Annotated in this window: 30 protein-coding genes; 10 read left to right on the top strand and 20 right to left on the bottom strand. The window is 52.0% G+C overall.

The features are described from left to right. Positions 1–52: 52 nt before the first annotated feature. From nrfD to dsrA, 12 genes are all read right to left on the bottom strand, one after another. Positions 53–1,258, bottom strand: coding sequence for an NrfD/PsrC family molybdoenzyme membrane anchor subunit (gene nrfD / locus PHE17_RS04950; protein ID WP_301014706.1), 1,206 nt, complete (start codon positions 1,256–1,258; stop codon positions 53–55). A gap of 19 nt (positions 1,259–1,277) precedes the next feature. Then, positions 1,278–2,030: a sulfate reduction electron transfer complex DsrMKJOP subunit DsrO gene (gene dsrO, locus PHE17_RS04945; RefSeq protein WP_301014705.1), complete on the bottom strand. Its 753-nt coding sequence runs from the start codon at positions 2,028–2,030 to the stop codon at positions 1,278–1,280. Next, positions 2,027–2,542, bottom strand: coding sequence for a hypothetical protein (locus PHE17_RS04940; RefSeq protein ID WP_301014704.1), 516 nt, complete (start codon positions 2,540–2,542; stop codon positions 2,027–2,029). The genes dsrO and PHE17_RS04940 overlap by 4 nt, the downstream gene beginning before the upstream one ends. Positions 2,543–2,581: 39 nt before the next feature. Then, positions 2,582–4,543 carry an NAD(P)-binding protein gene (locus tag PHE17_RS04935; RefSeq protein WP_301014703.1) on the bottom strand — a complete coding sequence of 654 codons (1,962 nt, stop codon included), beginning with the start codon at positions 4,541–4,543 and terminating at the stop codon, positions 2,582–2,584. Positions 4,544–4,648: 105 nt separating this feature from the next. Further along, positions 4,649–6,205, bottom strand: coding sequence for a sulfate reduction electron transfer complex DsrMKJOP subunit DsrK (dsrK, locus tag PHE17_RS04930; RefSeq protein ID WP_301014702.1), 1,557 nt, complete (start codon positions 6,203–6,205; stop codon positions 4,649–4,651). Positions 6,206–6,246: 41 nt separating this feature from the next. After that, complete coding sequence (locus PHE17_RS04925) at positions 6,247–7,005, bottom strand: respiratory nitrate reductase subunit gamma (RefSeq protein ID WP_301014701.1); 759 nt, start codon at positions 7,003–7,005, stop codon at positions 6,247–6,249. 119 nt (positions 7,006–7,124) lie between these two features. Then, positions 7,125–7,460 (bottom strand): TusE/DsrC/DsvC family sulfur relay protein, encoded by a 336-nt coding sequence (locus PHE17_RS04920; protein ID WP_301014700.1) that lies wholly within the window; start codon positions 7,458–7,460, stop codon positions 7,125–7,127. Between the two features lie 32 nt (positions 7,461–7,492). Further along, positions 7,493–7,798, bottom strand: a complete 306-nt coding sequence (gene tusB / locus PHE17_RS04915) for a sulfurtransferase complex subunit TusB (protein ID WP_301014699.1) — start codon at positions 7,796–7,798, stop codon at positions 7,493–7,495. 14 nt (positions 7,799–7,812) lie between these two features. Beyond that, complete coding sequence (gene tusC, locus PHE17_RS04910; RefSeq protein ID WP_301014698.1) at positions 7,813–8,217, bottom strand: sulfurtransferase complex subunit TusC; 405 nt, start codon at positions 8,215–8,217, stop codon at positions 7,813–7,815. A gap of 13 nt (positions 8,218–8,230) precedes the next feature. Next, positions 8,231–8,623 carry a sulfurtransferase complex subunit TusD gene (gene tusD, locus PHE17_RS04905; RefSeq protein WP_301014697.1) on the bottom strand — a complete coding sequence of 131 codons (393 nt, stop codon included), beginning with the start codon at positions 8,621–8,623 and terminating at the stop codon, positions 8,231–8,233. A 28-nt stretch (positions 8,624–8,651) separates the two neighbouring features. Further along, a complete protein-coding gene (gene dsrB / locus PHE17_RS04900; protein ID WP_301014696.1) occupies positions 8,652–9,728 on the bottom strand; it encodes a dissimilatory-type sulfite reductase subunit beta in 1,077 nt (358 codons plus the stop codon). A gap of 91 nt (positions 9,729–9,819) precedes the next feature. After that, positions 9,820–11,118 carry a dissimilatory-type sulfite reductase subunit alpha gene (gene dsrA / locus PHE17_RS04895; RefSeq protein ID WP_301014695.1) on the bottom strand — a complete coding sequence of 433 codons (1,299 nt, stop codon included), beginning with the start codon at positions 11,116–11,118 and terminating at the stop codon, positions 9,820–9,822. Positions 11,119–11,436: 318 nt separating this feature from the next. Here dsrA and PHE17_RS04890 point away from each other — a divergent pair, with 318 nt between their 5' ends. From PHE17_RS04890 to PHE17_RS04870, 5 genes are all read left to right on the top strand, one after another. Continuing rightward, a complete protein-coding gene (locus tag PHE17_RS04890; protein ID WP_301014694.1) occupies positions 11,437–12,348 on the top strand; it encodes a TauD/TfdA family dioxygenase in 912 nt (303 codons plus the stop codon). Further along, positions 12,342–12,539, top strand: a complete 198-nt coding sequence (locus tag PHE17_RS04885) for a hypothetical protein (protein ID WP_301014693.1) — start codon at positions 12,342–12,344, stop codon at positions 12,537–12,539. Before PHE17_RS04890 ends, PHE17_RS04885 begins: the two co-directional genes overlap by 7 nt. Positions 12,540–12,543: 4 nt before the next feature. Further along, on the top strand, positions 12,544–13,233 hold the full coding sequence (gene cas6 / locus PHE17_RS04880; protein ID WP_301014692.1) for a type I-MYXAN CRISPR-associated protein Cas6/Cmx6: 690 nt from the start codon (positions 12,544–12,546) through the stop codon (positions 13,231–13,233). A 100-nt stretch (positions 13,234–13,333) separates the two neighbouring features. Beyond that, a complete protein-coding gene (locus PHE17_RS04875) occupies positions 13,334–13,678 on the top strand; it encodes a TusE/DsrC/DsvC family sulfur relay protein (RefSeq protein WP_301014691.1) in 345 nt (114 codons plus the stop codon). An 87-nt stretch (positions 13,679–13,765) separates the two neighbouring features. After that, the gene (locus PHE17_RS04870) at positions 13,766–13,957 is read left to right on the top strand and encodes a hypothetical protein (RefSeq protein ID WP_301014690.1); all 192 of its coding nucleotides are present in this window, start codon (positions 13,766–13,768) and stop codon (positions 13,955–13,957) included. 67 nt (positions 13,958–14,024) lie between these two features. Here the strand turns inward: PHE17_RS04870 and PHE17_RS04865 are convergent, their stop codons facing one another. Both PHE17_RS04865 and PHE17_RS04860 read right to left on the bottom strand, forming a co-directional pair. Further along, complete coding sequence (locus tag PHE17_RS04865) at positions 14,025–14,897, bottom strand: hypothetical protein (protein WP_301014689.1); 873 nt, start codon at positions 14,895–14,897, stop codon at positions 14,025–14,027. Between the two features lie 124 nt (positions 14,898–15,021). After that, on the bottom strand, positions 15,022–15,690 hold the full coding sequence (locus tag PHE17_RS04860; protein ID WP_301014688.1) for a Fe2+-dependent dioxygenase: 669 nt from the start codon (positions 15,688–15,690) through the stop codon (positions 15,022–15,024). Between the two features lie 77 nt (positions 15,691–15,767). Here PHE17_RS04860 and PHE17_RS04855 point away from each other — a divergent pair, with 77 nt between their 5' ends. Next, a complete protein-coding gene (locus tag PHE17_RS04855) occupies positions 15,768–16,088 on the top strand; it encodes a hypothetical protein (protein ID WP_301014687.1) in 321 nt (106 codons plus the stop codon). Here PHE17_RS04855 and soxA read toward each other — a convergent pair. Genes soxA through PHE17_RS04835 form a run of 4 tightly spaced genes read right to left on the bottom strand, consistent with a single transcriptional unit; the run spans position 16,082 to position 19,158 of the window. After that, positions 16,082–16,849, bottom strand: a complete 768-nt coding sequence (soxA, locus tag PHE17_RS04850; RefSeq protein ID WP_301014686.1) for a sulfur oxidation c-type cytochrome SoxA — start codon at positions 16,847–16,849, stop codon at positions 16,082–16,084. The genes PHE17_RS04855 and soxA overlap by 7 nt on opposite strands. Then, positions 16,846–17,316, bottom strand: a complete 471-nt coding sequence (soxX, locus tag PHE17_RS04845) for a sulfur oxidation c-type cytochrome SoxX (protein WP_301014685.1) — start codon at positions 17,314–17,316, stop codon at positions 16,846–16,848. Before soxX ends, soxA begins: the two co-directional genes overlap by 4 nt. Beyond that, positions 17,313–17,921, bottom strand: coding sequence for a 2OG-Fe(II) oxygenase (locus PHE17_RS04840; RefSeq protein WP_301014684.1), 609 nt, complete (start codon positions 17,919–17,921; stop codon positions 17,313–17,315). The genes soxX and PHE17_RS04840 overlap by 4 nt, the downstream gene beginning before the upstream one ends. Positions 17,922–17,955: 34 nt before the next feature. Then, positions 17,956–19,158, bottom strand: coding sequence for an MFS transporter (locus PHE17_RS04835; RefSeq protein WP_301014683.1), 1,203 nt, complete (start codon positions 19,156–19,158; stop codon positions 17,956–17,958). Positions 19,159–19,260: 102 nt separating this feature from the next. Here PHE17_RS04835 and PHE17_RS04830 point away from each other — a divergent pair, with 102 nt between their 5' ends. The 4 genes from PHE17_RS04830 (at position 19,261) to PHE17_RS04815 (ending at position 21,720) form a co-directional block, all read left to right on the top strand. Beyond that, a complete protein-coding gene (locus PHE17_RS04830; protein ID WP_301014682.1) occupies positions 19,261–20,136 on the top strand; it encodes a LysR family transcriptional regulator in 876 nt (291 codons plus the stop codon). A 16-nt stretch (positions 20,137–20,152) separates the two neighbouring features. Then, positions 20,153–20,653, top strand: coding sequence for a dual specificity protein phosphatase family protein (locus PHE17_RS04825; RefSeq protein WP_301014681.1), 501 nt, complete (start codon positions 20,153–20,155; stop codon positions 20,651–20,653). Between the two features lie 136 nt (positions 20,654–20,789). After that, positions 20,790–21,305, top strand: a complete 516-nt coding sequence (locus PHE17_RS04820; protein WP_301014680.1) for a hypothetical protein — start codon at positions 20,790–20,792, stop codon at positions 21,303–21,305. Between the two features lie 160 nt (positions 21,306–21,465). Further along, entirely contained in the window at positions 21,466–21,720 is a 255-nt protein-coding gene (locus PHE17_RS04815; protein WP_301014679.1) for a phosphotyrosine protein phosphatase, read from the top strand. A gap of 138 nt (positions 21,721–21,858) precedes the next feature. Here the strand turns inward: PHE17_RS04815 and PHE17_RS04810 are convergent, their stop codons facing one another. Further along, entirely contained in the window at positions 21,859–24,609 is a 2,751-nt protein-coding gene (locus PHE17_RS04810; protein ID WP_301014678.1) for an SUMF1/EgtB/PvdO family nonheme iron enzyme, read from the bottom strand. A 197-nt stretch (positions 24,610–24,806) separates the two neighbouring features. Next, the gene (locus PHE17_RS04805) at positions 24,807–25,013 is read right to left on the bottom strand and encodes an SUMF1/EgtB/PvdO family nonheme iron enzyme (protein ID WP_301014797.1); all 207 of its coding nucleotides are present in this window, start codon (positions 25,011–25,013) and stop codon (positions 24,807–24,809) included. Positions 25,014–25,062: the final 49 nt, after the last annotated feature.

Raw genomic sequence — 25,062 nt, 5'->3', positions numbered from 1 at the left:
GGCAAACAAAAACCGGCACGAGGCCGGTTTTTTTTAGAAGTTCAAGCAACGCTTACTTGAGAGGGTCAACCATCGCATCTGACAGGGAATCGGGCAGGAAGCGCAACACTTTCACCCCAATTGTCACCATCACCAAAGCCAGTGCCACACCGCCAACACCCAGCATCAGTTCCCAAATACTCGGGGCATAGCTATTGATAGCGCCGTCGAAATAACCACTGGAAACTTCCGCGCCGGGGAACAGCGTCAAAGGATAGGCTTGCCCACCAATCAGAATAACGTACAGTTGGGCAAAACCACCCAAGATGGTGAATGCCGCTGCCAACAACAAAGCAGTGCGGTTATTCGCCAACTTACGGCAGAAGATCAGACCCAACGGCAGCAAGCTACCCAACAGGATTTGCCCAACCCAGAACAATTGGGTGTAAATCCCGCCATCACGCAGAATGAAAGTTTCTACCCCAAGCCGTTGGGCAATATACAAGCCTGTCAAATGACGCGCCAGTTCAAGCAGCAGCACGCCGCAGATAAAGACTGCCAGCAGGTTACGTAAACGGTTCATCACCACTTCGCCCAGTTCACGCTCTGTCCATTTGTACGCGAAATGCAGTACCAGAATGAAAATCGCCAAACCGAATGCAAAAGACATCACGATGAACAACGGTGCCATTACCGCAGAGTTGTAGAAATCGCGTGATACCAAGAAGCCGAAGATGGAACCCGTACCAGTAGTCAGGATCAAGCGCCATGTAAAGGCTGAAAACCCTGCCAACTTGTAGAATCCTTTCACCTTACGATCCATCATTGTCCAAATATACATCCCACACAGGGCAAGGAAGCCGTTATACAGGATGATGTTCCACGCAAAGATGGATTTAAAGTTGTAATGGGTCATCGCAATGATCAAGCGGTCAGGATGACCCAAGTCCAGCACCAGCACGATCAAACCACCGATCAGCAATGAAATCGCCACCAGTGCCGATAAACGCCCCATTGGCTGGTAGAGTTTCTTGCTGAAGACCGTACCGATGGAGCCGACATTCAGCGCCCCAGAAGCTGCCACGATCAAGAAAATGGCGAATACATGCGGCAAACCCCAGACCGTTTGGTTATTCATGCCAGTGACATGATGCCCGTGATGTTCCGCATAGAAAAACGCTATCGCACCCAGCACAAGGAATACACCGAGCACAGCCAAGAGGGTAAAGAACCCTTTGCTGCCCTTGGTTTCGCGGAAAATAATTGCTTGACTCGCCATTGCTGTTCGTCCTTTGCCGTTAAATGCCGTGGTAACGCACGCCAGTATTCAAGTTGAGGTCGGCACGGATTTGCTTGCCACCGATGTCTTTCAAGGTCTTGCTGAGTGTGCTGTTCGGATCATTCAGATCACCGAAAATCACTGCATCCGGGGCAGCTTCCACACAAGCAGGCAATTGACCGTTGTCGATGCGGTGGATGCACATATTGCAGGCTTCAACCGTGCCCATACCACGCGGGGAATAAGGCTTTTGGTCGTGCAATGCTTCATGCACAAAGCTACGCGCCTTGTAAGGGCAAGCCATCATGCAGTAACGGCAACCGATGCAGAGATGTTTGTTGACCTGCACAATGCCGTCAGCACGCTTCATGGAAGCACCTGTTGGGCAAACGTCCACGCATGGCGGCTGTTCACAGTGCTGGCACATGACTGGCAGGCTGAAGCTGTTCTTGGTAAGTTTATCCGTTACCTTGACCACCCGCGCCCAATGCGTTTTTTGCGCCTCATCGGAATCGGCTTCGTTGCCCCAGCCATGCTCTTTCTTGCAAGCCTCGACCATACCCGCACCACCATCGGTGAGTTTGGTCACATCAATCAACATGCCCCAGCGCTTGTCGCTAGTCACTGCTTTATCAAGCGGGCGGCTGGAGACTTCGCCAGCAGCATTGGCTTCACGCAGGATAAAACCCTGTGCAACCGTAACAGCCGCAGCCGTACCACCCAACGCCATCACAAACTTGCGGCGGTATTCATCAACACGGTTCTGGCTCATTTTGCAGCTCCTTGTTGTGGTTGTGCCACCATCTGGACTTCAGCCGCTGTCGGTTCAGCCGCAGCCGTAACGCCTTGGGTGAAGTGATGCCCTTCCGCACTACCAACCGTGTGCTGGTAATTAGGGTCTTGCGCGACTTCAGGACGGTCAGCATGACACTGGAAGCAGTCAATTTTCACCCCGGCATACGCATGGCATGTCGTGCAAAAATGTTGCTCATCACCATAATGCAACGGCGTGCCGTCGTCTTTGGTCGGAGCAACGTGGCAATTGACGCACTCTTTCAGGCTGTGCTGCTTGGTACGGATACCTTCGAGCATGGTCGCGTCACGTTGGTGCATCAGCATCCCCATGTGATTGCGGCGCATCTCAGCGGTAGGTTCAACGCACTGTTCAGCCTTCTGCTTTGCGGTGGCAAGATTGGTTGGCGGCGGGGCTGAATCACAGCCCGCCAGCAACCCGGCAAATGCCAGCGCCGCTGCAAGAAGGATATTTGAAAACTTGCTAGTCATGCTGATTCCTGTCGAGCCTGCACTCAAAGGCAAGGGTGATTATTCACCCAGACCCATTTCGATATAGCCAGTCGGGCAAACGTCTGCACAGATGTGGCAGCCGACACACTTGGAGTAATCGGTTGCAACATAACGGCCCAGTGTTGCCTGTTTCTTAGGAACACGGTAAACAGCCGTTTGTGGGCAGTAGATCACGCAGTTGTCGCACTCGAAGCACATACCGCAGCTCATGCAACGTTTGGCTTCTTTAACCGCATCAGCTTCTGCCAGCGGGTTCATCCGTTCTGCAAAGTGCCCCAGTACTTCTTCAGCCGTTGGCACATCTTCAGTACGCAGGTTACGAGCTACGTTATTAAAGTGCCCCAAGAACAAGGCTTTAGATGGGACGATCACGTTTTTGGAACGGTCATCGTAGTTGTGTACGGCATAACTTGCATCGGACGTACCACGCATATCTTCCGCACGGGTGCTTTCGTAATCTGCCGGATCAAGACCTGCTTCGTGCAATTTTTGCATCAGGTCGAAGTGGTGCTTGTCCACTTTCGGACGCTTTTTCAGCTCTTCCGCACGCAGGTACTGGTTAATGGTTTCAGCCGCGATGGAGGCTTGACCGATAGCCGTGGTCAGCAGGTGTGGACGCACAATGTCGCCAGCCGCGAAGTGGCCTTTCTTGCCCGGAACTTGGTACAGGGCATCAGCATTCACTTGGTTACGACCGTTGTTGAGACCGTCCAGACCATCAAACTTACCGAACTGACCGATTGCAGAAACGATGATGTCAGCGTCGATGATGGTTTCTTTACCGCCTTCTTTCGCTTGCGGCATGTTGCCTTTCATCACGCACTCAACCACTTTCAGGCCGATAGCGCGACCGTTGGCATCCAGTACGATTTCGGTTGGCATCACTTCAGTCAGGATGGTAACGCCTTCTTTCAGCGCGTCCTGAACTTCGTGTTCTGCTGCCGTCATTTGGTCAAGCGCGAACAAGCTGGTCAGGGTAACAGCAGGTGCGACTTTCTCGCCGACTTCGCCGTGTACCAGTTTGCCAGTTGCTGCGTCTTCAGCATTTTCAGCGTAGTTAGCCAATGTGCCGATACGGCGGGAAACGGATACCACGTCGATGGATGTATCACCACCACCCACGCACACTACGCGCGGTGCGGTATATTTCATCGTGCCTTTGTTGAAGGCTTCGAGGAAGTCAACGGCAGTGACGCAGTTAGGGGTTTCAGCCCATTTGTCGACGAACAGGCCACGACCGTTCCAGCAACCGATAGTCCACAGGATGGCATCGTAATCACTTTCCAGTTTCTCAACCGTGATGTCAGCACCGATTTTGGTGTTGCAGCGCACTTCGATGTCGCCCATGTCGACGATACGCTGGATTTCTGCTTCCAGTTTATCGCGTGGAATACGGTAGCCAGGGATACCGTAACGCATCATGCCGCCCAGTTCAGGGTGCTGTTCAAAAATAGTGGAAGCATGACCCATACGCCGCAGTTGGTAAGCTGCTGCCATACCTGCTGGGCCACCACCGATGATGGCAACTTTCTTGCCGCTCAGTTCTGCCGCTGCTTCAAACTTGAAGCCGTTGGCAATCGCGGTATCACCGATGTATTGCTCAATGGAGTTGATGCCGACGAAATCGTCAACGTCATTACGGTTACAGCCAGTTTGGCAAGGCGCAGGGCAAACACGACCCATCATGGATGGGAACGGGTTAGCATTGGTAGAGCGGCGGAAAGCGTATTCCTGCATGGTCATGCCAGCCGGTGCTTTCTCAATGCCGCGCACGATTTGCAACCAGCCACGGATGTCTTCACCAGCCGGGCAGCTACCTTGGCAAGGTGGCGTTTTGTGAATGTAGGTAGGGCACTTGTGGGTAGTATCTGCGACAAAAATACTGTCGTGCATACTGCCCCATTCGTTGTCGCCGTCTTTAAAACGACGGAACGTTTGACCTTGACCTGTGAGCTTGCTGTCGTGAGCTGCGGTTGCCATGCCTATCTCCTGTTGGAAAACCCGGAAAAAATGCCGGATCAATCAATACCTAAATCGTTGTTTCAATCCACTCCCAGCAACGCCGGGAGGAACCAAGTGACGAGATCAGTCGTCGTCATCCCCATCTTCGTCAGGGCGTGCCTGCACGGACACTTGCCGTTGCAGGATGATTGCGTTGCTCACCAACTGGTGGACGCTGACAATCTGATCCATCGTGAAACCGTAATACGGCAACACTTTCGTAAACTGTGATTTGCAGATGGCGCAAATCGCTGCCATGTGCGTAACACCATTGTTGATACTGACATGCCTGAGGGCTTCCGCACGCGGCTGGATGCCTTTCACGCGAATTTCCATCAAGTCATCAGTCAACAAGCCGCCACCGCCACCGCAACAGAAGGTTGCGTCATGGATGGTATCGGCAGGCATGTCCACAAAGTGGTTACAAACCGCCTTGATGACATTGCGTGGAATATCGAACTGACCGCCGGGGTAATCACCCATACGGCTACCACGCGCGACGTTACATGAGTCGTGGAAGGTCAATACCTTGTCGTCATTCTCGGTCTTATCCAGCGTCAACGTACCCGCTTGGATATGGCTCCAAGTGAATTCCAGAATGTGCTGGGGCACGGGATAACGCTGGTCGAGGAAATCAAACGGCCCTGCCAAAGTATTCAGGAAGCTATACGCTACCCGCCATGCGTGACCACATTCCCCAAACACAATGCGCTTAACCTTGTGCTTGATTGCCGCCTCACGTACCCGCAGGGAAACCCTGCGCATGGTCTCGTAAGAGCCGATAAACATCCCGAAGTTACCCGCTTCTGAGGCGATAGTACTCATCGTCCATGTCACGCCGGTTTCATGGAACACTTTGGCGTAACCAATCAAACCGTCGATGTGCGGCTCGGCGAAGAAGTCCGCAGAAGGTGTTACCAACAACACTTCCGCACCGTCTTCATCCAATGGGAAGCGCACTTTGATGCCAGTATCGGCTTCAACGTCCTCTTCCAAACCTTCTACGGTATCAAACAGCGCAGGACCAGGCAGGCCGAGGTTGTTACCGATCTTGAAGACCTTGCCGATAATCTCATTACAATACTTTTGACCGTAACCTACATGGTCAAGGATTTCCCGCGCTGCCATTGAAATTTCAGCGGTGTCGATCCCGTAAGGGCAGAACACTGAGCAACGGCGGCACTGGGAGCATTGGTGATAATAGTTATACCAGTCAGCCAACACTTCTTCAGTCAGGTCAGTTGCACCGACCAGTTTGGGGAAATACTTGCCCGCAAACGTGAAGTAACGGCGATAAACCTTACGCAACAAATCCTGACGTGCCACGGGCATATTTTTCGCGTCAGACGTGCCGATGAAATAATGGCACTTGTCGGTACATGCGCCACACTTGACGCAAATATCCAAGAAAACTTGCAGTGAACGGTAACGGCTTTTCAAATCAGCCATTTTTTCCAGTGCGCGTTCTTTCCAGTTCGGAACCAATTCACCTACAGCGGCAAAATCGTCCGGGAAATGCAACGCCTTCTGGAAATCCGGCTTGGCGATGAACGGGCCTTTGCCTGCCATTACACCTTCACGTACTGCCGGAACCACGGTGTAACCTTCGCCGGTCAATTTCGGGACTTCGTAATCAGCCACGATGCTTACCTCTTGTCAAAACCTGATCTTCAGTTACACGTTTATTTGTTCAGTTCGTCGCGGTAAAGCTTACCTTGACGTTCCAGTTCCAAAGCCCATGCGGATACATGACGTTTTTCGCGCGGGTTATCCACTTGGTTACGGGTCGGGCTGAAAAATACTCCCGGTGCGTGCAACAGCTTGCTGATCGGGAAAATGATCATCAGCAACGCTACCAAGAACAGATGAACCAATGCCAACGGGTCAGACGGCAACGGCTGCCAATGGAAAACCATCAAACCGTGGAAAAACCCTTTAATTTGCGTCACGTCGGTGTGTGAAACGAAGCTCATCATCAACCCTGTCACACCAATACTGATCAGCAGTGCCAACATCAGGTGGTCAGAAGGTGCGGAGATGTAACGTACACGATCTACCACGAAGCGGCGTGCCCACAAACCAGCCAAGCCCAATACCATCGTGATGCCTGCGTAACGCCCGAACGGTTGCATGAACACCAATAGCTCATTCATGCTCACGAAATAGCGGGCATGGCGGATCAGCACCAGCCACAACGACATGTGGAACAGGAACGCAAACAACCACAGCGTTTTGTTCGAGCGGAACAGGCTTTCAAAGAAGGCCACTTCGCGGAACATACGCCACACCACCCCACCTTGCGTGATAGGCGCGGGCGTGGTTGGAATTTTCAATGGGGCTGGGGTGTTCCAGTATTGACGGACTTTTACAGCAACACCGCCAACAAGGATCAGCGTTGCCGCCCAAAACAACAGTCCGTAAAGGATACTTACGAATGTCACTGCGTACTCCTGAAGCCAAAATTCTCTCTTCTGAAAACCTGTCAACAACAGGGTTTGAGAAGAGGCTCCGGCGAACCGGAGCTTTCTTCGTGTCTTACGACCGAACTAGCGACGTATAATTATACGCAACCAGTTGGCTTAGGCAGACCGCCGTATTTACAAGCTTGTTTGCCAGGGCCGTATGGGAACAGGCTGTACAGGTACTTAGAGTTACCTTTGTCAGCGCCCAAACGCTTGCCAACAGCTTTAGTCAGAACGCGGACTGCTGGAGCAATTTGATACTCTTCATAGTATTCACGCAGGAAATTCAGGATTTCCCAGTGTTCGCTAGTCAGGGTTACGTCTTCTGCTTTAGCCAGTGCTTCTGCGACTTCAGGTGTCCAGTCGCTCAGATTTTCCAAGTAACCTTCTTCGTCCAGAGCGATTGTTTTACCGCCAACTTCAAATGCTGCCATCGTGTGGCCTCCTGTCAAAAAATGTTTAAAACTTACAGCCAGCTTTGGGTGGTGTCGTTGTTTGCGGTCAGGTCTACAAAACCCGCGTAATCAACGCTCACAATCCCTTCCATCGCTTTGCCTTCCAAACCGCGTGCTGCTAGGTCTGCACCCAACACATACACGGTTTTATCTGACATTGCCGCTTTTACTTTATCAGAAAAGCTTGACCCATCGACTGCACCGACCACGGCATCTTCAATCATCAGGATCGAATCACCTGCATTGGCATGTGCCAAGCAACTAGCAAAAGCCACTCGTTCAAACGGGGACTTGTTCACAATATGTAACATGGACATTCTCAAACCCTCCGTTAGAAGCTCAGGATCACTTCTTGCTCAGCCATCATTGCAGCCATTTCCTCGCGGTTGACCAGAATGATGGAAGGCTTTTCAGCGTAATCATCGTCAGCGTCTTCGTAAGTGAGTTCCATCAGGTCATCAACCGTCAGGCCACGCTCTGCCAAAGACTCAGTGGAAACATACAACTTAGTAATGTCGTAGTCACCCAGTGCACGGAAGGTTGGCGAGAAGTTCTTCATGCCGATACCTTTGCTGTTTTGGCCTTTGGTAATTTGGTAAACACCGTCGTCGATGAATGCCAAACTTACGTTTTGCTCAAATGCAGCAGAAATCAGCACAACTTCCAGTGATTCCAGTGCGTAGACCGTGCCGTAAGGAGCTTTGCGGTTTACAAACAGAAAATTCTTTGTAGACATCTTTATCAGCTCCTTAATCGCCAAACACGACTAAACGGTCAGCCTGAATACCACCTTCAACCAATTGACCCAGACCGGAAATACGGAAACCGGGAGCAATGTTGTTGGCGTCCAGACCTTGGCGCTTAGCTTCGTCTGCATCCATGATGCCGCGACGCTGGGCAGCGGCGATACAGATAACCAGATCCAAGCCGTGCTTTTCTGCCAACTCTGTCCAAGCTTTTTGGATCAGGCGGTCATCAGCCGGTGGAACGGTCAAACGTGTACCGTTGTTTACGCCATCGTGGTAGAAGAAGACACGGAAAATTTCGTGTCCCTTCTCCAGTGCAGCACGGACGAATTGAATGGCGGAATCAGCCGCTTGGTGCTGATAAGGCCCTTCGTTAACCAGAATAGTGTATTTCATTCCGTTTTCATTCCTCGTGCCGCTTCGATCAGAAACGGATGTGCGTTGAAGAGTTCAGGTTCGCACGCGCACCACGCCAGTTGTCGATGTGGTACTTAGTGAATGGCAAACCAGTGACTTCAAAGAAACGCGGCCAGCCGATACGCTCAACCCACTCGTTGATACGTTCCCAATCTTTCGCACCTTCTTTGTAGCAAGCCAAGATTTTCTTAACAACCGCAGTGGCTTCAGGCCAACGTGGTGGATTGTTCGGGATACCGGCAGCAACCAGACGTTGGAAGGTTGGTTTGCCACGCGCATTGGAGTGGTTACCACCGATCCAGACAGCCAATTGGGTCGCTTCGTGGTCGTTGATTTGCATAGGAGGGCATGGCGGGTAGCAAGCACCACAGCAAATGCACTTCTTCTCATCAACTTCCAAGGAAGGCTTGCCGTCAACCATCGCAGGGCGGATCGCCGCTACTGGGCAACGTGCAACAACCGTTGGACGTTCGCAGATGTTACCAACCAAAGCGTGGTTGATTTTCGGTGGCTTGGTGTGCTGGACGTTGATCGCGATGTCACCTTGACCGCCGCAGTTGATCTGGCAGCAAGACGTGGTGATGTGTACGCGGTTAGGCATGTTCCATGCTTTGAACTCAGGCAGCAACTCATCCATCATCGCTTTCACGACACCGGATGCGTCAGTACCAGGGATGTCGCAGTGCAACCAGCCTTGGGTGTGGGACAGGGAAGTAACGGAGTTACGAGTACCACCAACAGGGAAACCGGCATCTTCCAACGCGGCAACCAGAGGTGCAACTTTCGCTTCGTCCGCCACCATGAATTCGATGTTGGAACGGATAGTGAAGTGGACGTAACCATCGCCGAGGTTATCGCCGATGTCCATCAGTTTGCGAAGGGTGAACACGTCGAGGATACGCTGAGTACCCGCACGGACAGTCCAGATTTTTTCGCCTGTTTTAGAAACGTGTACCAATACGCCTGGGCGTGGGTCTTCATGGTATGCCCACAGACCGTAGTTGCGGCGCATAACAGGGTGCATGTACTGGAACCCATCCGGGCATCCAGACTCAATAGGATCGCGCATTTCTGGTGCGGCCATTGTTTAGCCTCCGTCAGAGTAAACTTAAAATTCGTGAATAATCCGGGCAAACGGGGCGGGATAACTCACCGCCCTGCTTACAAAGTACTGTTTAGGCAGCCGCCATCTTTTCTTCGCGCTTGCGGTTGAACCAAGCTTCAGCAGCTTCGTCCCAACCGTCAGTACGCACGTAAGAAACGTTACGTGGTTGCTTGATCATGTTTGGATCCGGGTCAATACCGATGCCTTCGAGGAAGTTCACCAGACCGATACGTTCAATCATTTCACCGCAACGTTCGTGTTCCAGACCGTTTTCAGCCCAGAAGTCGATGATGGTGACAGCCAGTTCAACGATGCGCTCGTAATCTTCTTCGGTATCCAGCTTCATGAATGGGATCGTAACGATACCCATCAAGTCGCCGATCTTCAGGGTACGCTTACCGCCGATCAGGATAGTTACGCCTTTGTCGTCACCAACTTGCAGTGCTTTTGGCATAACGTTCAAGCAGTGCATACAACGTACACAGTTGCTGTTGTCAACGGTGATGGTGTCATCATCGTTCAGTTTGATCGCTTGCGTTGGGCAACGGCTGATAACGTTGTCGAACATGTATTGGCGGCCTGCGGAACGATCACCTTCTTTGCCAATTTCTTTAGCTTTCTTCATGATCATTTCTTTAACGGCTTCTTGGTTGACTTTCATGTCGTCACGCCAAGTACCGATAACAGCCATATCCGCACGTTCAATCGCGTTTTGGCAGTCGTTAGGGCAGCCAGAAATTTTGAACTTGAACTTGTAAGGCAGTGCCGGACGATGCACATCATCCGTGAAGTTATTCATCAGACGGCGATGGATAGCGTGTTCGTTGCAGTTGGACATTTCGCAACGGGCAGCACCCACGCAAGACATACCTGTACGGACGCAAGGGCCAGCACCACCCAAGTCCCAACCGTATTCATTGATTTCATCAAAGAAGTGTTGGAAGTTGACGCTGTTCGCACCGATGAACATGATGTTGCCGGTTTGACCGTGGAAAGTTTGCAGGCCGGAACCCCATTTTTCCCAGCTATCAGCCAATTGGCGCAGCATGTCGGTGGTGTAGTAGTTGCCCGCAGGTGGCTGTACACGCAGCGTGTGGAATTCTTTGGATTCAGGGAACATGTGACCGACTTCAGAGAAGCGCGGGATGATGCCGCCGCCGTAACCGAAGACAGAAATAGTACCACCCTTCCAGTAGCCCATACGGGTTTCGTAAGAGTGCTCCAACTGCCCTAGCAGACCATTAATGGTGCTACGGATGCGTTCATCTGGATGATCATCACGCAGTTTCTTGAAACCGCTGATGAAGCTAGGCCATGGGCCTTCTTCCAGCACGTCCAGCATCGGCGTTGGATAATGTTTCGTTGCCATACCTGCCTCCTCAGTAAACGATACGATGGCGTTTTCCCCTGACTGGCTCTACACCCGAAATCAGGCTGAAAATTAAGTCAAAAACGGGTCGCGCAGACTTGCGTCCGCTCTATTTGCGAGTGTGCTAAGTGTATGCGTCATGTCCCCGTCATAGAATCTCACCCATGGGGTGTTACCTGAAACTAAGGGCTATCCCTAAGGGGATAGGCATTCAACATAAACAAAAATAGCTCACTTGCAGCGGTACAATAGCATATTCGGATTTTTTAATATTGCAAATAGTTGAAAATGCCAACAGCCTGTATTGAGGTCTGCAAGATGAACAACTCTCCCTTTAATCTCAGTGCCTTAAGTGCCTATCAAGGGTGGCGCAGTGAAAAACTTTCCGCCTATCCATTACGGCTCGATGGGCTGTTCACCACCATCCAAAACCCCGAAGCCCCCGATGATGCTGAAATAATGAGCCTTCAGGACACCTGCCGCCGTTACAACCTCGCACTCTACCGACTAGCCAAAGGGGATATACGCAGCAAGCGCCATGTCCACCGACTTGGACAAAAAAGCGGCCTCTTCCGCTTGGACAACAACCTGTGCGTGGATGAGGATGGCCTGACTTCGTTGCACGTCACCACCCACGCAGGCCAGCACGATTACATCCCCTATACCACCAAACAGCTCAGTTGGCACACCGATGGTTATTACAATGTGCCGGAAGAACAAATCCACGGATTACTATTGCATTGCGCCCAACACGCAATCGAAGGCGGTGAAAGCTGGCTGATGGATCACGAAATTGCCTACATCCTGCTGCGGGATACTAACCCACAGTACATTGAGGCATTGATGCACCCTGAGGCATTCACCATCCCCGCCAATATATTAAATGGGGAAACCATCCGCGCCGCCCAATCTGGCCCCGTGTTCAGCGTGACAGCGGCAGGCAACTTGCACATGCGCTATTCCGCCCGCCAACGCAATGTACAATGGCGTGACGACCCGCTGACCCGCGAGGCGGCAGATTTCCTATTGAATTTATGGCAACAGGACTCACCTTATAAAATAAGGTACACCTTGCAAGCGGGGGAAGGTTTGCTGTGCAATAACGTGCTGCATTGCCGTACTTCATTCAAGGACAGCGATGACCCGGCGCAGAAACGCCTGTTGTATCGCGGGCGTTATTACGACCGCGTAGCCAATACCAACATGACTTTTCAGGAGACTACATGCTGACATTAAGCCAAATTTTGCTGGTGGATGGCGACCAGATCAGCACTTTCGACGAGTTGAAACAGACCGTGCAGAAACGCGCACTGGAAACGGGTTCCATCTTTTTCCAGATTGACATCGAACCACCCGGCTACAAAGACCGCCCGGAAGATTGGTACGACCAACTGGAAATCGCATTTTCTTCGGCGAGGTAAACCCATGTTCTGGCAGGAAGACGAAGACAAGACCCTACCCTATATCGCACCGGATGATGTGCTGGATGTGAGTTTTGCCATCCAATGCAAGCAATTGCCACTGGATCATGCGTGGGATTTGTCACAAGCCGTGCAGCAAGCCCTGCCGTGGTTTGCGGAGGAAGTGGTTGCTGGCGTGCACCCCATCCATGTGGCGGAAAGCGGCAATGGCTGGGAACGCCCGGACGACCCCAACAACCAGTTTTTGCTGCCCTCACGCCGCACCCGCCTGTTTTTGCGCATTCCGAAAAACCGGATAGCAGCAACACAAGCGCTCACTGGTAAAACGCTGGATGTCGGCGGCTACGCAGTCAGCTTACGCGATATGAAAGAAAAGCCGCTTACCCATACTTCGGTGATCTTTGCCCGCTATGTTTTATCCAGTGCCGAAGAAGACGAAAACAGCTTCCTGCGGCGCATGGTCGATGAAATGAAGCGCATCACCGACTTCAAGGTAAAAAAAATGCTGTGCGGCAAAAGCCATACCTTGCACACCCCCCAAGGCACACAACACACCCGCCACCTGATGATTGCCGATCTGGATAACGACCCGTCGGTAGGGCTGCAACAGTATGGCTTGGGCGGTGGGCGTAAATTCGGCTGCGGCTTGTTTATGCCGCACAAAGGCATCAAAACACTGAAACCCACGGAATAGTCGCCCCACTGCCCCTATCCCTTTTGAGGAATGGGAGGTGTAGCGCTTTTTCGTATAATTTTGCGGTCAAGAATTTCATCGAATGCATGAGGAACAAAACATGGCTTACGAAGTAAACGGCACAACCATCGAAACCACCGAAGCGGGCTACTTGGTAGACCTAAATGATTGGAACGAAGAAGTTGCGAAGGTTATCGCCACTGAAGAAGGTCTCGGCGAGTTGACTGAGCGTCATTGGGATGTCATCAACTACCTGCGTGACCAGTACATCAACAATGGTGGCAACCAGCCAATGGAACGCATCATCCAGAAAGCGATGACTGAAAAGTGGGGCGACAAAAAGCTGTCCAGTAAAGACATGTACACCCTGTTCCCACGCGCACCGAGCAAGCAAGGCTTGAAAGTTGCTGGCCTACCAGCCACTAACCGCAAAGGCGGCTATTGATTTCTACCCGAAAGGGGGTATTCCCCCCTTTTTAGTATCCGTTTATCCTGACCACAGAAACTGGTTATTTTACGAGAGGCATCGGACATGAGCAAAAAGCAAGAGCTGATCAGCGAAATGCTTGAAATGCAGAAGAAATTCATTGCACACGAGCAATCTGGCGCGTTTGACGCTGAAGAATATTACGTTGGTGAGTGGAAAACTTACCGTGAACGTTACCAAGAACTGGCTGCTGAAGTCCGTGAAATCGCTTCCCAAGAAGCCAATTTCTGGAAATAAGCTGATCCTAGCTCCAATAAAAAAGCCGCTTCTGCGGCTTTTTTATTATTGGCACGAGATCAACGGCCTACCGCCCTGACACTTTTGCCCACACATCATTCTTTGCCCCGCGCCGTACTTCCTGTATGTACACCGATTCCCCTAAATGGAATTCACCATCCCGCTGCTTCCCATACGGTGCGTCGTAGAACCCCTGAATATGCTGGGTTTTATATGTCCTACCGACTTCCGGCAAACCGCTACTGGGAGAGATATGCAGCTTCTGGTCATACCAACCGTAACCACGCAACTCGCCGAGATACACCCAAACACCGCCTTCGGCAGAAGCAGGCTTCACCTCGGGCATTACTAAGGGGCTAGCAGTCGCCGCAGCACTTCTGTGGAGCGCCTCGCGGTTGGCAATAGCGGTCTTATCCGCATCGCTATTGGCTGGCTGCTTTTTCTCTTTAACAACAGGCTCTGGCTCAGGCTTCTTTTTTTCCGCCTTAGGCTGCTCTTTAGCCTCAGCTTTGGCTTTGGGGGGATCAGCAGGCTTAACGGCAACCGGGGCAGGCTCTGGTTTGACGGATGCCAACACGATCTTGTCTTCCTCCACCACTTTATCTTCCTGCGTTTTATCGCGCAGCAAGGTAGCAGCTTGAAGCAGCACTTCCTTCGCCACCGACACATCCGCTTCCGAAACCGGGGGGCTAGAGGGCACGGGAGGGACAGGGGTAGCCACCGATATATCAGTCGCCGCTAACATCACCGGCGTATCGGCAACCACCATAGAGCGGGAATTACTGACATCCGCCTGCTGTTCCAAGTTGTCGAGCCTGTGATAGAAATAGCCGAACCCTGTCAACGTTGCCGCTTGCAAGGTTGCCAATGGCAGCCACACCATCACTAGTTTTTTGTGCGCTACCCACCACGGGGTTCTTTTAACTACCAACCGCGCCATCACAAACTCCTTCTAAAACTACTTACTAAAATCCATTTGTTAGTTCTCGCGCCAATGCGGCATTCTTTCAAGAAAATCTCCGACAGAAAAATAGATTCCTCTGCCAAGTGGTTATCCCTGATATTTATACTTCACTCCACATGCGCAAAAGGTTGATGTGTACCGTGCTGATACTTGCCGCCTCATCGGAGAGTGACAGCTTTTCCATAACCCCTTCACGCGCCTGTGCCAATTGGTAAAGCAGCTCGCGTTGCGCCGGGTCTTTGACCAAACTTTGCGCCCATGTCACCGCGACCAAACGTTCACCTTTGGTCACTTCCGCCACTTTGTGCCAGCTACCGGAGTCGTACACCACGGCATCACCGGCCTTAGCGCGGATTTTTTCTTCGCCATAAGTGGTACGGATGACGATTTCCCCACCTTCGTAATCATCATTGAGGAACACGGTCGTCGAAACATCGGTGCGGTAGCGCCCTGACATCGGCCCCATAATCGGGTCATCAACGTGGAAACCGTAAGTCATGCCGGGTTTGTAGCGGGCGTAAAACGCGGTCGCCACGCGCAGCGGCAGCACGGCTGCTTGGTATTGCGGATGTTGCACCAGCGGCCCCATCACCATCGCATTGAGGCGGCGATGCAAAGGGCTATTGAGGGAAAGTTCCTCGTTGTTTTTGACCTTGGCAGCTTCTGCCCCGGCGGAAAAGCGTCCATCAACAAATTCGCCAGTCGCCAGTAATTCCCGCACTTCCTGCAAACGTTGTGGGTCGAGTACATTCTTGATCAGTAATAACATGATGGTTTCCTCTTGTTGGTTCCGTTCAGGGGCAGAATCCGGTAATCTGCCTGCGAGTACAAAACAGGTAGAGAGTGATGCAATTACGGATTCAAATCAACGACACCACACGCGATATTGACGTACCTCAATTTATGCTGGAAGAAGGCGAAGATTTTTTCACCCAACTCGATCAGGACATGAATAAAGGCTATCAAATGAGCCGCTTGTGGGTAGACAAACCGGATCAAGAACAGCGTTGCCAGATTATAGCCGACAAAATTCTAACTGCACTGACCAATGGTAATATGAAGAGCGGAACCTTGATGGCGGCATATATCCTCAAACGGATGCCGCAGGTGCGCGAAGTGCACATGAATATCGAAGGCGACATGACCGGGCATGAACTGGTTCAGTAACGCACAGCAGGCGTTTCGATCTTCAAGCCATTGGAACGCGACATAACGTAAGCCCCCAGCAATTTGATTTCCTCGGAATCAGCGTCAAACGGTTCGGCACGCATCAGCGTCAGGCATTGCTGGATGCGTTGGTCGAGGTTGGTCATTTCACCAATATCCAGCCGGTAAGCAGGGAAACCGTTGCCCTGCCCTTGGCTGATCTTTTGCCCCCGGATCATTTGCCCCGGATACCTGTCGTGGCAATGCGCACAAGACATATCAATCAGGCCGTAACGCACATTGTACATTTCCTGCCCTTTTTTCAGCACGTCTGCCATCTCACCGTCGGTTTGTACATTGACGGGTTCGCCGAAAGCCAGATGGCGCACAAACGTTTCCAGCGCAATCAGCTCGTGATGGTTGGCGAGTAACGCCGATTCGCCAGACTGCTTTTCGCGGCAGGTTTTGATTTTGTCCTGCAAGCGCACGATCCCGCCTTGGGCTTTGTCGTAAATCGGGTAACGCGCAAGGTTTTTCGCCGCCAACTTTTCGCCTGCCTCGCCGTGGCAACTGGCACAGGATTTACCTGAAGCGGGTGACTTGTTAAACAAGCCACGCCCTTCTTCCACCGCGATGAAGCCGGGATTTTGCATGTCATCATCCTGCATTGCCCGTGTTTCTGCTTTGATGAATTCATAGCCGGACTTTGCACTGCCATCCGCCCACACATTGCCGATCAGCAGCACCACTAACAACAAAACTGCCGGTATTTGCTTGCTCATTTGAGTGTTACCAGATAAGCGATGACATCTTCCACTTCCTGCGCTTGCAGGAATGTCCTGCCCTCATAGGCTTTGGCGGGGCGATTGATCAGCTTGGGGTCGCGGTAAAAACCGGGCATGATCGACATCGGGTTAAGGTTACGCGAATCGACCACCCGCAAACGCAGTTGCGCTTCATTCATGCGGTTGCTGATGCCTGCCAGTGGCGGGGCAATCGTGCCGTAGGCTTCCACCCCATCAATCGGCAACTGATGGCACGCCAAACAATTGCCCTTGTGACCATCTGACACGATCAACTTGCCACGGGCAGCGTCACCTTTCAGGCCACACAGCGGCGCGGTAATGGAATAATTACTCATCTCCCACTGGCAATACTTTTCTGGCGGCGGCAATGTACCTGCATCGGCAGACAGAGCAACAGATGAGTAAGCAAACACTAGCGGCAGCAAAGCCATGACTATTTTCATGCAAACACGACCCACGTGGTGGCGATGTATTTCGCACCGGAGGTCACGACGCCAGCGCGGTGTTCGTGCGTCCAGAACGGCGGGAACAGTACCAGCGTCCCTTTTTTCGGTTGCACTTTGATATTTTGGAACAGGAACTCAGTCGCCCCGCCCGCTTCTTCCGGCACATCATTTAAATACCACAAGGCCACCAATTGGCGCATGGCAAACTGATGGCTGCCACCGTCGATATGCCAGTGGTAATACTCGCCCGTCTCATAACGTTGCAGGTTGTAACCCATGTCCTTGAAAGGCCCTTTGAAATACGGGTAGGTTTCGCGGAATTCACGCAAAGCCAGCGCCAAGGAACGGTGCAGGTTATTATCCACGTCCTTCCAATGCGGCTTGTCGTCACCACTGACGAAAATATCGGTGGTTTTCTTGATGTTTTGGTTCAAGCCCGTGTCTTGCCCCAAGCGCCCCGCGTATTGGTCAGCCATGTTCAGCTCGAAACGTTCCACCATGTTGTCACACAAGAAACCCGGAATGGCATCGTGTTTCACAAAGATAAAGGAGTTGGGCAAAACTTCATGGAGGGTTTGCAAAGGTGGGCGTACATCAGTCATGGCATAACCTGTGGCAAAGGGGGAGACCAACAGATTATACCCCAACTTTGCTGACGGCTGGGATGGATTGCCAACGATATAACCACAAGCTGCAAACCAAGGTCAGCGAATAAACCAGCAAGGAACCTACCACCACCCCCAGCCAACCTTGCCAATGCCAGAACGGCGCAAGCAAAATCCCACCCGCACTCGCCCCCGAGTAATAAAACACCAAATACAGCGACGAAGCACTCGCCCGCGCCTTCAACGCATGGTGGCTGACCCAACTGCTTGCCAACGAATGGGTAAAAAAGAAACCGAAACTGCTGACCATAAAACCCCACACAATTGCATACAGATTGGGGATCAGCGTCAGCAACGTCCCACCCATGAGCAATAGGATACCCAGCGCCATCCCCAGTGGCGCAGGCAAATGTTGCGCGATCCGCCCAGAAAACGCCGCCGTCACCGTTCCACCCAAATAAGTCAGGAACAACATCCCCAGCGCGTGCGGCGACAAGTAATAAGGCGCATCCGCCAAGACAAAGGTGATGTAGCTGTACTGGTTGAGGAAGATCATGAAATTTCCCCCCGCCACCAAACACGCCGCCAGCAACACCGGGTTACGCAGATGCCCCCACAAATCTTGCAGCACATGCACCGGATGCAGCGGCTTAGGCTGGAAATGGCGCGAAGGCGGTAACAGCAATACGAAAACCACCAGCAACACCGCGCTGATCATCCCCATCACCCCAAAGGCTGCCGCCCAACCGAAATGTTCCCCCACGAAACCACCCACTATCCGCCCACTGACCCCGCCCAAACTGTTGGCACTGATATACACACCCACTGCCAACGCCACCGCTTTACGGCTGAATTCATCGCCCATGTAAGCAATCGCAATCGCGGGCAAACCGCCGAGGAAAAAGCCCTGCACGCCGCGCAACAGTAGCAACGTGGAATAACTTTCCACCTGCGACAACGCCAACGTGGTCAACACCGCCCCCGCCATTGTCACCACCATGATCGGTTTGCGCCCAATCGCATCCGATAGCGGGCCGTAGACCAGCAATGACAAACCCAACATTAAAATCGCGATGGTCAAACTCCAACTGGCCTGCAATTCCGTCAGGTGAAATTGCAGCGCAAAGGTCGGCAACAACGCCTGCACCAAATGCAAGTTGGCGAAAATCATCGCCGAGCCAAGACACAGGGCTAACGTGGCGAGGTGAAAAGCGCGGGTATTGGCTTCAATCATGGCAATCTCCTGAATTTCTTCCAGCATAATTGCACCGCAGAAATTGATAAAATATATAGTAGGAATGGTTTCGATAACGTTTGTTTACCGATAGGGGCTGGTATGGATTTCAAACAACTGCGCTATTTCCACGAAATCGTCCGGCTGGGCAGCTTCACCCGTGCAGCGGAAGCCTTGTACGTCGCCCAACCTGCCGTCAGTGTCGCCATCCGTAAGTTGGAGGCGGAACTGGATTTGACCCTGTTCCATCGCCACGACCGCAAAGTGACGCTGACCGATGAAGGCGCACGCTTGCTGCCCCATGCGCAACGCATCCTGCAAGCCGTCAGTGATGCGCAACTGGAAATGCAGGAACTCAAGGGGCTGACGCAAGGCATGGTGCGCGTCGGGATACCGGGGATGTTGGGTTCGTACTATTTCCCGCCAATCCTGATGGCGTTCCGCCACTGCCATCCACACCTGAGCCTGCAAGTGGTGGAAGGCGGCACATGGCAACTGCAACAAATGCTGGAAGGTGGTGAACTGGATTTGGCGGTAATCGTGCGTGATTTCGTCCCAGAAGAGCTGGAAGCCAAAACCTTCCGGCGCGAAGAAATGCGCGTGATCGTGGCGCAAGACCATCGCTTTACCACCCAAAACTGCGTCAGTTTGCATGACTTTTTCAGCGAAGAACTGGTAATGTTCCGTCCCGGCTATTTTCACCGCAAAATCATCGACCGGCTGGCGCAAGAGGCTGGCGTTACGCCAAATATTGGTTTTGAAACCAACCTGCTGCCGCTGATCAAGTCGATCATCAAGCAGGGTTTTGGCATTTCCACACTGCTGACGATGGTGACGAAAGAAGACCCGGAACTGGTGGACTTGCCATTTGAACAACCCTTGTGGCTGGATTTGTGCATCGCATGGCGGCGTGATGGCTATCTGTCACGAGCAAACCGGGCGTTCGTCGACTTCCTGCTGGAACAAAGCCCTATTTGAGTGCGACACTACCCGCATGAAACCACTGATTTTTGAAGTTTCCCCCGTTGGCGCAGGCACGCTGTGCATCATGCCGAAACCGGACGGTAACTACCTGCCGGAAGCCGTGGCATTTTTCCAGCAACTCGGTATCAACAGGGTGGTATGCTTGCTGGAAGACAGCGAGATGCAGCAGTTTGGGCTGGAACAAGAGGACGAACTTTGCCAAGCAGCGGCGCTGGACTTTACCCACTTCCCGATTGCCGACAGCCAAAACCCCACGGATGAGCCAGCATTCCGGCAACTGGTGGCGGAATTGCACACAGAATTGCTCGCGGGGGCAAACATCACCATCCACTGCCGTGCGGGGATTGGGCGCACTGGCGTGCTGGCGGGGTGCATCCTCAAACGCGATGGGTATGACATGGAAACCGCCATCCAGATGGTTTCAGACGCACGCGGCTTCCCAATCCCTGAGACGCAAGAGCAGTATGATTTCATTGCCGATTTTGTCGAAAATTGTCAAAACGAATCGTAGTCATATCTGCTGCCATCTGTTCACAAAACGCACTGTCGCCCGCAAAAAAAAAGAGTATGCTTTAACTCTATAACAGTAAACAAAATTCCGGTATCAACGTTACCTATAAAGACTAACTTGCATAAGGAGTATCACCATGAAACCACGTTACATCGCCACTTTGATCGCCTTGACTGCTGCCATGAGCATTGGCACAGCCATCGCTGATAATACTGTCCGCTTACCAAGCGCCGCCGCTGTCACCAACATCGGCAACCACATCCCCTTGCTGCTGGCTCCCGTGATCAAGGATGTGAAATACGTCTGCGGCAACCCCTCGTCATCCAGCGTCATCGGCACACTGGTTAACAAAAACACTACCCCACAAACCTATACGCCTGTGTTTAAAGGCCAAAAACTAAACCAATGCGTCGAATACTACCCAGTGGATTGCAGTGGTATGCCTGCTGGGTCTCTATGCATCCCTACCAAATGCAAAACGACAAAACCGGGCGAATTCGTGACCATCAAAGGCTCACCTGTGGTAGTCCCTGCCAATGGGCAAAAGCAAGCCTCTATCGGTGTCCCTAATACCGACTTCCAATCAGCCACACTCAACGTAGGCACGGTCAAAGCCAACGTTGCACCGCTGCCGCACTCCTGCATTTTCTGATTGCGTTGCCCAACAAACTCATTGGAAGCAGGCCGAAAAACCACTCCCCCTGTGATACCGCTAGTGGTACATGGGGGTGGGTTGGTGTCTTGTGATTCGCGCCCTATTCATCTGTACCCAAAACCGCCTGCGCAGCCCAACCGCTGAGCAGGTTTTTTCTATGTGGCCTGATGTGGAAACGGACTCTGCCGGACTCGGCAATGATGCTGACGTGCGCCTATCCGTCGAGCAAATCGAATGGGCAACGCTGATTTTCGTGATGGAAAAAACCCACCGCAACAAACTCGCAAAGCAGTTCAAAACTCACCTGAACGGCAAGCGGGTTATCTGTTTGGATATTCCTGATGATTACGACTACATGCAGCCGGAGTTGGTGCGGCTGTTGGAAAACAAGGTGGGTGGATTTCTGCGGTGAATAGATGGTGAGCAAGATGCTGTTTTTCTTAGCCCCTCTACCTCTGGGAGAGGGGTTGGGGTGAGGGCTTCCGGCAGAAGATCAGCAATCAGAAGTCAGGATACCAGTACCCAGCACCGCAGAAAAGCCAGGGAGAACTCACTCACCTAACACCACTCGAAACCCCAAGTCGCCGCTCCGAGAGAGGGGATGATTCCAGTAACGGACAGCGCACCGAACGAAGCCGGAGGAACTGACCCAAGAACCGCCGCGAATTATGCGCAAAACATCACCATCGGAATTTAAGTTATCACGCTTTTCTGCCTCCTCATCCCATTTATCGTAAGTGAACTCAGGATTCTGCCAATCTTTTCCCCATTGGCTAGTTGTCCACTCCCATACATTCCCTGTCATATCCTGTAAACCAAATGCCTTACCCGCAGGAAATAAGCCCACAGCGGATGTTTGCCCAAGCCCAGTGTCATCGTAGTTACCCAATCTAGGGTCAGCCTCATTACCCCAAGCATAACGCCACCCATCCGCACCACGGGCGGCATATTCCCATTCTGCCTCTGTCGGTAAACGCACCCGCTGCCCGTGCAAATTGCCCATTCTATTTAGCCATTCACAAAAAGCCAAAGCCTCATACCAGCACACTCCCACAACAGGGTGATTGGGGTTACTCCATTTGCGTTGATCCCAATACACAGGGAAACGCACCTCACGCTGTTTCCACCATTTAAAACCCGCATCACTGGTCTTCCAATAAAGCTCATCCTGATAGCCACCTGCCCCCACAAAACAGGCAAACTGGGCATTGGTGACAGGGAAACGGCTCATCAAAAAGACGGGCAAGGCAACATCGTGGGCAGGCTTCGCGTGTTTGTCCCAATTTTCCAATTGGTTTTCATCCGCTTCAAACCCCATGCGGAGCCTACCCGATGGGATTCTTACCCAATCAATATCTGGTAAACCTTTACTTTCACCATCGCGGATAACACCCACACCGGGGCGCGGATCGCCGAGTTCACCCAATAAGCGTCCTGCTTCCGCACATTCAACCACTGCAAGGTCAGAATTTGGTAACAATAGAACCAACTCCGTTTGCAGGAAACGGTACAACTCCTCATGGGTACGTTTACCAAGATTATCCGGCAATTCCATTTCCATCGCCGCTTCCGCCGCCAAAATCAGCAGACGCTGTTGGGCAACATCGTCACGTTTATAACCACCCAACAATGCGTCATGCAAAAATGCCACCGCTTTGCCATAACGCCCATCTGCTTCATCTTTTGCCATGAACAAGAAAACTTCACGCCACCACTGCGGGTTAGCCAACAGCAAGCGGGTAATCTGCTCTTCCCAATCAGCCTCATTGAATAAATGCCGCGCCGCCAAATATTCATGGAAGGACTTGTGGGCAAATTGCAGCTTGCCCGGCTGATTGCCAGCCACCAACAAGGTGCTACGGTCTTGCAGAAATTCCAAAACATGGTTGAGGTTATCGCTTTCACACTTGCCGTACAGGTTGCCCAACGCAATGGCAGCACTGAATTCCAAAACGGCATTTCCCGCCCCCGCGCTCCCAAGGCTTTCGTAGGTTTCATACGCGGTTTTCTGTAAGGATTTCATCAAGGCATCCGGGGATTTTTGCAATACCCGCATCCCCTCTTGTAACTCAGGGCGCAAAGAAGGCAGGTGTTCGCGCAAGTTTTCCTGCCAACGTTGCAGCAAAAGCTCGATAATTTCCCGGTAAACTTCGGGGCGTGAACGGTTCAGGCTTTTCCCCGCCGAGTTCAGCCCAATCAACAGGGTCAACAGCAAAGGGCGTTCCGCCATTTCCTGTAAATCTTTCCTTTCTTTCAAGGCCGGGTTATCAAAAATATCCCGCGCCAAGTCATCCGCTCGCTTTGTCGCTTGAGTCGGGTCACTACTCTCGATCACTTGATACCATTGACGGATAAAGGCACGGATTTGGTCTTCATTCATTGGTTCAAGCTCAGTCTGCAAGAATCCCGGCAAGCGTTGTTCCTCACGCTCATACGCCGATGGGCGACTGGTCACAACGATAAACACATTCTGGTTAGCTTTATCAGCAGCAAACGCGAGCAAACCTTCGCGCAAAGCAGCCACAGCATCTTCCCTGCTCACTTCATCCAAACCATCCAGTAGCAAAATACCATTCTGCTGGATAAAATCACGTTGAAACGCAGGCCAAAACTGTTCAAACTCGCTTGGTTTCAGTGCCATTTCCCCTTGGCTCAACAAATGCTTTTCAATCTGTTGCTGGACACCTGCCTTGAGTTCGCGCCAGATCAGCCCATTACTGTTGCTGGTTGAATCCACATGCAAACCAACCTCACGCAACAACAACCGCACGATGGGGCGGTTACTCATAAAACTGGGTAAATTGGCAACGGGCTTGCTGCGGCTTTGGATAATGCAGTGAGTCACGTAATTCACAAAACTGCTTTTGCCTGAACCCAGTTTGCCAAGAATGACCAAGCGGCGGCTTTCAAGTTTATTCAATGCCTCCATCAACGGCTCTGCATCTTTGCTTTCGCGCAGGTGTTCGCCCGCTTTGGCTTTATCGCCTGACTCCGGCAGGCGGATACGTTGGTCTTGATAAATTTCGGATAATCCTAAACGCCCAGCCTGCTTGTCGCCCAAGCGTTTCTCAATCAAGTTGAGTTTTAGCATTTCACAGCTTGCATCCAAGCCCGCGTAGTAAAAAACAGTCAAATCACGGGCAGGTTGTGGCACAACAGGTGTAGGTTCGGATACCACCACAGGAGGTTTTCGCAAACGTCCCCACACCCCCCACCAAAGACCCCATAAAATCAGGACAAATGCAGCAAGAGCTTCAATACTTTGGATATTTCCCCAAATCCACGTCCACAATGACTGCATAAGCACCTTCCTCACATCACTTTAAAAAACCCCGCACCGTACCACCCAAGACAGGGCGCGGGATTGCTTCGCTATTCGACCGGAGGGCAAACCGTCGCGATCCGGGTCAGGACAAGCTGGCTGTTGGTCATTGCACCGCCGTCGGCTATCCGTGGATACACCGCTTTGCCGGATGCAAGCCGTTGACTATGGAGAACTCACTCACCTAACACCACTCGAAACCCTATGTTGTTGTTCCGATTGTTAGGATGATTCCTGTTACGGATAGCGCACCGAACGTTGTCGGAGGTATTGTTCCAAGAACCGCCGCGAGTTGCCCCAACCCGCCTAAGAATGTGGCTGATAATTAGCGCATTTGCAAACGAAAAAGCCGCATTAATGCTGCATCCGTTCCCAACACTCACGCGGCGAAAGGATAGGAATTCCCCCAACCATCGCCAAATCCGTTAAATC

The sequence above is a fragment of the Thiothrix sp. genome, from assembly GCF_028714775.1.
In the GTDB taxonomy this organism is placed as follows: domain Bacteria; phylum Pseudomonadota; class Gammaproteobacteria; order Thiotrichales; family Thiotrichaceae; genus Thiothrix.
This window is presented reverse-complemented; position numbering and strand designations above follow the sequence as displayed.

Coding starts and splice junctions, on each gene's coding strand:
- nrfD (WP_301014706.1), bottom strand. CDS start 1,258: ATGGCGAGTCAAGCAATTATTTTCCGCGAAACCAAGGGCAGCAAAGGG.
- dsrO (WP_301014705.1), bottom strand. CDS start 2,030: ATGAGCCAGAACCGTGTTGATGAATACCGCCGCAAGTTTGTGATGGCG.
- PHE17_RS04940 (WP_301014704.1), bottom strand. CDS start 2,542: ATGACTAGCAAGTTTTCAAATATCCTTCTTGCAGCGGCGCTGGCATTT.
- PHE17_RS04935 (WP_301014703.1), bottom strand. CDS start 4,543: ATGGCAACCGCAGCTCACGACAGCAAGCTCACAGGTCAAGGTCAAACG.
- PHE17_RS04920 (WP_301014700.1), bottom strand. CDS start 7,460: ATGGCAGCATTTGAAGTTGGCGGTAAAACAATCGCTCTGGACGAAGAA.
- tusB (WP_301014699.1), bottom strand. CDS start 7,798: ATGTCCATGTTACATATTGTGAACAAGTCCCCGTTTGAACGAGTGGCT.
- tusC (WP_301014698.1), bottom strand. CDS start 8,217: ATGTCTACAAAGAATTTTCTGTTTGTAAACCGCAAAGCTCCTTACGGC.
- tusD (WP_301014697.1), bottom strand. CDS start 8,623: ATGAAATACACTATTCTGGTTAACGAAGGGCCTTATCAGCACCAAGCG.
- dsrB (WP_301014696.1), bottom strand. CDS start 9,728: ATGGCCGCACCAGAAATGCGCGATCCTATTGAGTCTGGATGCCCGGAT.
- dsrA (WP_301014695.1), bottom strand. CDS start 11,118: ATGGCAACGAAACATTATCCAACGCCGATGCTGGACGTGCTGGAAGAA.
- PHE17_RS04890 (WP_301014694.1), top strand. CDS start 11,437: ATGAACAACTCTCCCTTTAATCTCAGTGCCTTAAGTGCCTATCAAGGG.
- PHE17_RS04885 (WP_301014693.1), top strand. CDS start 12,342: ATGCTGACATTAAGCCAAATTTTGCTGGTGGATGGCGACCAGATCAGC.
- cas6 (WP_301014692.1), top strand. CDS start 12,544: ATGTTCTGGCAGGAAGACGAAGACAAGACCCTACCCTATATCGCACCG.
- PHE17_RS04875 (WP_301014691.1), top strand. CDS start 13,334: ATGGCTTACGAAGTAAACGGCACAACCATCGAAACCACCGAAGCGGGC.
- PHE17_RS04870 (WP_301014690.1), top strand. CDS start 13,766: ATGAGCAAAAAGCAAGAGCTGATCAGCGAAATGCTTGAAATGCAGAAG.
- PHE17_RS04865 (WP_301014689.1), bottom strand. CDS start 14,897: ATGGCGCGGTTGGTAGTTAAAAGAACCCCGTGGTGGGTAGCGCACAAA.
- PHE17_RS04860 (WP_301014688.1), bottom strand. CDS start 15,690: ATGTTATTACTGATCAAGAATGTACTCGACCCACAACGTTTGCAGGAA.
- PHE17_RS04855 (WP_301014687.1), top strand. CDS start 15,768: ATGCAATTACGGATTCAAATCAACGACACCACACGCGATATTGACGTA.
- soxA (WP_301014686.1), bottom strand. CDS start 16,849: ATGAGCAAGCAAATACCGGCAGTTTTGTTGTTAGTGGTGCTGCTGATC.
- soxX (WP_301014685.1), bottom strand. CDS start 17,316: ATGAAAATAGTCATGGCTTTGCTGCCGCTAGTGTTTGCTTACTCATCT.
- PHE17_RS04840 (WP_301014684.1), bottom strand. CDS start 17,921: ATGACTGATGTACGCCCACCTTTGCAAACCCTCCATGAAGTTTTGCCC.
- PHE17_RS04835 (WP_301014683.1), bottom strand. CDS start 19,158: ATGATTGAAGCCAATACCCGCGCTTTTCACCTCGCCACGTTAGCCCTG.
- PHE17_RS04830 (WP_301014682.1), top strand. CDS start 19,261: ATGGATTTCAAACAACTGCGCTATTTCCACGAAATCGTCCGGCTGGGC.
- PHE17_RS04825 (WP_301014681.1), top strand. CDS start 20,153: ATGAAACCACTGATTTTTGAAGTTTCCCCCGTTGGCGCAGGCACGCTG.
- PHE17_RS04820 (WP_301014680.1), top strand. CDS start 20,790: ATGAAACCACGTTACATCGCCACTTTGATCGCCTTGACTGCTGCCATG.
- PHE17_RS04815 (WP_301014679.1), top strand. CDS start 21,466: ATGTGGCCTGATGTGGAAACGGACTCTGCCGGACTCGGCAATGATGCT.
- PHE17_RS04810 (WP_301014678.1), bottom strand. CDS start 24,609: ATGCAGTCATTGTGGACGTGGATTTGGGGAAATATCCAAAGTATTGAA.